This is a genomic window from Mycobacterium sp. MAA66 (assembly GCF_041261665.1).
GTDB lineage: Bacteria > Actinomycetota > Actinomycetes > Mycobacteriales > Mycobacteriaceae > Mycobacterium.
The window spans coordinates 1-5962 of sequence record NZ_JBGCCC010000024.1 but is presented as its reverse complement, the minus strand read 5'-3'; the positions used below and the strand labels follow the sequence as shown (position 1 = coordinate 5962).

At 61.5% G+C, this 5962-nt stretch carries 6 protein-coding genes; 5 read left to right on the top strand and 1 reads right to left on the bottom strand.

Features of this window, described 5'->3' with window-relative positions; translation table 11 throughout:
- From ABIA30_RS27350 to ABIA30_RS27335, 4 genes are all read left to right on the top strand, one after another.
- A partial coding sequence (locus ABIA30_RS27350; protein WP_370071343.1) for an acyl-CoA dehydrogenase family protein occupies nt 1-183 on the top strand: 183 nt, incomplete at its 5' end.
- A complete protein-coding gene (locus tag ABIA30_RS27345) occupies nt 180-836 on the top strand; it encodes a TetR/AcrR family transcriptional regulator (protein ID WP_370071341.1) in 657 nt (218 codons plus the stop codon). The genes ABIA30_RS27350 and ABIA30_RS27345, both read left to right, overlap by 4 nt.
- A gap of 106 nt (nt 837-942) precedes the next feature.
- Nucleotides 943-3498, top strand: coding sequence for a CoA transferase (locus ABIA30_RS27340; RefSeq protein ID WP_370071339.1), 2556 nt, complete (start codon nt 943-945; stop codon nt 3496-3498).
- A complete protein-coding gene (locus ABIA30_RS27335) occupies nt 3488-3931 on the top strand; it encodes a hypothetical protein (RefSeq protein WP_370071337.1) in 444 nt (147 codons plus the stop codon). Before ABIA30_RS27340 ends, ABIA30_RS27335 begins: the two co-directional genes overlap by 11 nt.
- Here ABIA30_RS27335 and ABIA30_RS27330 read toward each other — a convergent pair.
- Nucleotides 3887-4318, bottom strand: coding sequence for a MarR family winged helix-turn-helix transcriptional regulator (locus ABIA30_RS27330; RefSeq protein ID WP_370071345.1), 432 nt, complete (start codon nt 4316-4318; stop codon nt 3887-3889). The genes ABIA30_RS27335 and ABIA30_RS27330 overlap by 45 nt on opposite strands.
- Nucleotides 4319-4783: 465 nt before the next feature.
- On the opposite strand from ABIA30_RS27330, the gene ABIA30_RS27325 reads away from it, so the two are divergent.
- Nucleotides 4784-5791, top strand: coding sequence for an ABC transporter ATP-binding protein (locus ABIA30_RS27325; RefSeq protein ID WP_370071335.1), 1008 nt, complete (start codon nt 4784-4786; stop codon nt 5789-5791).
- Nucleotides 5792-5962: the final 171 nt, after the last annotated feature.

Here is a 5962-nt window from a genome sequence, read left to right as displayed (position 1 = left end):
CGGGCCATTCAGGTCCATGGTGCGGCGGGGGTTTGTGATGATGTGCCGTTGGCGCGGCTTTACGGTTGGCATCGGGCGATGCGACTGTTCGACGGGCCCGATGAGGTGCACATGCGTTCCATCGCCCGCGCTGAACTCGGCCGGGAAAAGTCAACACTAGCGGCAGCGGCGGTCGGCCGGTGAGCACTCTGGTCAGCATCGGAACCCGGCGGAGGCCTGGACGGCCCACGGCGATTACGGGAGACGTCACGCGATCGCAGATCATTCGTTCGGCGAGGCGCATATTCGCCGAATTGGGCTACCAAGCAACCACATTCAAGGCAATCGCGGATCGTGCGGAATTGACCAGGCCCTGTATCAGCTACCACTTCGCCACCAAGCGGATGTTGTATCGCATGGTGGGCGTCCACGTCGTGTCAGAAGTCATTGCCGTGAGCATTGCCGAAGCGCGCCGGCAGAGTGGACTGATCGCCAAGATATCCGGGTTCATCGCGAGTCTGGAGCAGGCCGATATCGAACTGCCGGGCTCCTTGGCCTTCTTGGTCACTTCGCTGATAGATGGACAGCGCGACGAGTCGCTACGTGATGAATTCTCTTGGAGCATCGACGATCTCCGCCAGTTCCTGGACGAAGTGATTTCTGACGCGGTGCAGGACGGCGAGCTTCCTGCGGTAGCGGGCCGTGCCGAGTTGGTCGAGATGCTGCTCGCGCTCGTGTGCGGCGTATTGCTTCAGGCCGACGGTCGACGGACGCTCGCCACACATATCTGCCGGCTGTTGACGGGTGATCTGTGGGTTGTCAATGTCCGCCCTGTAGAGGCGGGTGCAAGAGAGTAGTTACTACTCATGGCATTTCGCGGTGGGGCTGGTCTGATGAAGGTGTCGCCCTACATGCAACACGAGTGAGGCCAATTTGGACGCCCCGAAGACCGATATTCCATTCGTGCCCGATGCCGACACGATAGGCGTGCTGCATGGGCTCAGAGTTGTCGAACTTGCCGACGAGCGTGCCGAATACGTTGGAATGCTTCTGGCCGGAATGGGTGCCGACGTCGTCAAGGTTGAGCCCCCTGGTGGCTCTCCGACGCGTTCCATCGGTCCTTTCGTCGGCGACAGCGCCGGGCCCGACAGATCGATTTTCTTCGCTATGCACAACCGGGCCAAGCAGTCGGTCGTTGTCGACCTCGATGATCCCGACGACACCGACCGATTCGCGGAATTGGTAGGTGCGGCGGATATCTTCCTCGATTCGACCGACGCGGGCTTTCTCGACGACCGCGGGCTCGCCGATTCTGTTTTGGCACAGCGATTTCCGCATCTGATCCGCGCGCGAATGACTGCTTTCGGAGACTCCGGTCCTTGGTCGGGCTTCAAGGGTTCGGACCTGGTCCATCTGGCACTCGGTGGCCCGATGATGAACTGCGGTTACGATCCCGAGCCGAGTGGGCGCTACGACCTTCCACCGATCGCGCCGCAGCTGTGGCAGTCGACGGTCATCGCCGGCGAGCAATTGGTGATCGGCGTACTCGCCGCCGTCGTTCATCAGGGTCGCACCGGACAGGGGCAGGCGGTCACCTGTGCGATACATGAGGCGGTCGCCAAATCCACCGAGCTGGACTTGATGAATTGGGTGATGCGCCGTGCGCCGATGTATCGCCAGACCTGCCGGCACGCGGCTGAGAAAGTATCGGCACTGCCGACGATCGCGCAGACCAAGGACGGACGCTGGATCTTGGTCATGCCGGTCGGTGCCAAAGACCACGCACGTATCCGGGAGTTCTTGGCGCGCTACGGTATTGAGCCTGACGATGATGCGGTCGGCGGCAGTGACGTCGAGGGACGGGCGATACCGGGTAGCAGCCCGCAGTCGGGCCGCGACGCTCGCCTGATCGAACTGGTCCAGCGGTTGGCGCACAAATTCTGCTATGACAACTTTCCGTGGCAGGAAGCGCAGGAAGCCGGTATTGCATGTTCGCCGTTGCGTAAACCGCACGAGAACGTAGCCGACCCGCACTGGGCGGCCCGCGGCACCTTCGCCGAGATCGAACATCCGGAGTTGGGCGCCACCCTGACCTACCCGGTGCGCAAGTGGCTGTCGACGGCGCCGGGATGGCGTGCCGGGCGACGGGCACCGCTTCTCGGAGAGGACACTGCGCGGGTGTGGACCGACTTGGCGCGCACCAGGCCGAGGCCGGCTATCGATCAAGCAGTTCTGGACACGCTCGTCCCCCGCGCGCCGCATCAACTGCCGATGCCTCTGGAAGGTGTTCGGGTACTGGACTTCACGTGGTTTCTCGCTTCCGCGGGCGGTACGCGGTTCCTGTCTGCTTTCGGAGCCGAGTGCATAAAGGTCGAGTGGAAGGCCAATCCAGACACCAGGGTCGCAGCGATGGCTCCGGTCGGAGGGCGGGCGGCAAGAGATGCGGCCGATGGCCCGTTGCCTGGTGTGACCGACCCTGACATGGGTGGCCAGTTCAACAACAAGAACCCCGGCAAGCGCGGCCTCTCGCTCAACGTCCGGCACCCGCGTGGGCTGGAGATTGCGCGTAAGTTGGTCGCACTGTCGGATATTGTCGCCGAAGGCTTTTCACCAGGAGTGATGGAACGTTGGGGGCTGGGTTATGACCGCCTTCGGCAGATTCGCGGTGACATCATCTACGCACAACAGTCGGGCATGGGAACCATCGGCAAGTACGGCCGCTACCGCGCGGTGGGCCCGATTGCCGCTGCGTTGTCGGGTGTTTCAGAGATGTCGGGTCTGCCCGAACCCGCGATGCCGGCCGGCTGGGGCTACTCGTATCTGGACTGGATCGGCGCTTACAGCTTCTCCGCGGCAATGCTTGCGGCACTGCGCCACCGCGACCGGACCGGCGAGGGGCAATGGATCGATGCGTCGCAGACCGAGTCGGGGATATTTGTCGCGGGCGGTGCGATTCTCGACTGGTCGGCCAACGGTCGGCCGTGGTCGAGGACCGGGAACGCGTCATCTGACGGTCGTGTGTTTCCGCACGGCGTCTATCCATGTCGAGGGGACGACCGCTGGCTGGCCATCTCATGCTCGACCGACGAAGAACGTCGGGCGCTGGCCAAGGTGATCGGTTCAGCCGGAACCGAACAGAGTCTCCTGCGATCGGCACCGAGCGGAGAGCTGGACGAACAGATCGGCCAGTGGGTCTCTGCGCAGGATGCCTACCCGGCGATGTACCAGCTCCAGTCCGCGGGGGTTCCCGCGGGCGTGTGCCAAGACGCGCAGGATCGATGTGACACCGATCCGCAACTGCGGCATATGAATTGGCTCACCGAGGTGACCGGTACGAAGATCGGTCGCTGGCCGGTTGCTGAAGTGCCCGCGCGTCTGTCTGCCACACCGGCGCACCTCGGAGGGACCCTGGACCGGGGGGCTCCCTGCTACGGCGAGGACAACGAATGGGTGCTCGGCGAGTTGTTGGGTTATGGCAGTAGGGAGATCGCAGAGTTAGCGGACGACGGTGTTATCTGACACCCGCAGCATCGGTGTGGGCCAATTGCGTGCCGCTGCGCGTCATTACCTGCAGCTGGCGGACAGTGGCGATCCGATACTGGTGATGCGACGACGCAAGATGGTTGCCCAGATCCAATCACTTCACGAAGGTGATGGCGGGAAGGCGGCACTCGATGCTGCTGGTATCACTGTCGTTCAGTTGGGTGCGATGTCTTCGCTGGCGAGCCATTGTCTCGACCTGGTGGCTACCGGAGAAGTTGTCGAAGTCGTCGATGGTGACCGACCCGTAGCTCGGATTTTCCCGTATGCCGGCAAGACAGAAAACCGCGATGAACGGCGGACGTCTCGCTATCGAATCGCCGGATGTGCTGGCGGATTCGGTCTGACAAGGGAGGTCAACGCATGTTCATCGGTGTTCGTTGATGATGTCCAGCATCAAATCGGTGGCTGATAGCAAGATTTGGCGCTCCTCCGGCAGAAGCATCTCGAGTCGGCGCTGCAGCCACTTCCGCCCGGCGCTGCGTTGAGCCTCGAATAGTTTGGCACCCTCTGATGACACCGACACCAGCACTTGGCGGCGATCGTTGGGGTGCGCATAGCGCACAACCAATCCGAGGTCGACCAATGGCGCGATGGCCCGGGTCATCGACGGGGGCCGCACTCGTTCTCGCGCCGCCAGCGCGCCGGGAGTCATGGGGCCATCTTTGGCGAGCGTGGCCAGCGCTGACAACTGTGACAGTGACACCGGCGAATCGGGTTGGCGGAACCGTAATTGCCGGCCCAACCGCATCACGGCTAGTGAAAGGTCGTTGGCCAAGCGGTCGTCGACGTCCGTCACGACGAGGCTCGACGTAATGAGGTTTGGCGAAATCCGATTGCTGTTGAAGTGAGCTGGACGCCGTCTTTCGATGCACGAAATACGTTCGTGGGAAATGACTCTGACTTCACGCGAGCAGTTTAGCAAAATGATCAACATATACGTTGACAACGGTTGCTCGCACACCTTAGTCTGACGGTGAGCTCGAACTGTGCTTCCGTGGCTTTGAACAGGTCTTACGCAGTTGTCCTTGCATCGGAGGTAGCGTGGCCGCAACTGGTACTCGGACCGCGGACACAACAGGGCCTCGCGCAGTAAGCAGTGGTTTTCGTAGGCGCAGAAGGCATTTGGTTTGCGATAGGTGCGGTAAGTGCGGCCCTGCCGGCCAGTTCTCCCTGTCCGAACTCGGGTGGGAATGTTGTGCCACCGGCGATGTCGATACGACATGTGCAGTAGCCGGTCTTTGGTGATCAGAAGGGATCTCACGTGGGCGTCCAAATCGATGTAACGGGACTGAGTAAGTCCTTTGGGTCGTCGAAGATCTGGGAAGACGTCACGTTGACGATCCCGGCTGGTGAGGTCAGCGTGATGCTGGGCCCGTCGGGTACGGGTAAGTCGGTGTTTTTGAAGTCGTTGATCGGTTTGTTGCGCCCGGAGCGGGGTTCGATCGTGATCGATGGCACCAATATCATCGAGTGTTCGGCCAAGGAACTTTATGAGATCCGGACCTTGTTCGGGGTGTTGTTTCAGGACGGTGCGCTGTTCGGGTCGATGAACATTTATGACAACACGGCGTTCCCGTTGCGTGAGCACACCAAGAAGTCCGAGTCTGAGATCCGCAAGATTGTGATGGAAAAGCTTGAGGTCGTGGGTATGCCCAACGACGGTCACAAGTTCCCCGGTGAGATTTCTGGTGGTATGCGCAAGCGTGCCGGCCTGGCCCGCGCTTTGGTGTTGGACCCCAAGATCATCTTGGTCGACGAGCCGGACTCGGGCCTGGATCCGGTGCGTACGGCGTATTTGTCGCAGTTGTTGATCGACATCAACGCGCAGATCGATGCGACGGTGCTGATCGTGACGCACAACATCAATGTGGTGCGTACGGTGCCGGACAACATCGGCATGTTGTATCGCAAGCATTTGGTGATGTTCGGTCCCCGCGAGGTGTTGTTGACCAGTGAGGAGCCCGCGGTCAAGCAGTTTCTCAATGGTCGGCGTATCGGTCCGATCGGTATGTCTGAGGAGAAGGACGAGGCGACGGCCAAGGCTGAGGCTGCGGCGATGGAGCTGGGTCATGCCGATGGTGGTGTGGAGGAGATCGAGGGTGTGCCGCCGCAGATCGAGGTGACCCCGGGTATGCCGGTGCGTGCGGCGGTGGCTCGTCGGCAGGCTCGGGTGCGTTCGATCCTGCATACCTTGCCGCCGGCCGCTCAAGCCGCGATCCTGGAAGACCTCAACAACAACCCTGTCGGTGTTGCCGCGGTGCGGGGCTGATGACTATCGGATGTGATTGGGAGCCAAGCTGTTCAGATTTCTGGTGTGGCGGTAACCGGCGGTGATTTCGCGGATGCTTGATGGCCTGGATCTGTCTGCTCTTGATGTTCATTTGCGGGAGATCGGGGTGCCGCGCTGTGGTGAGCTGAGCGCGGAGTTGGTGGCGGGTGG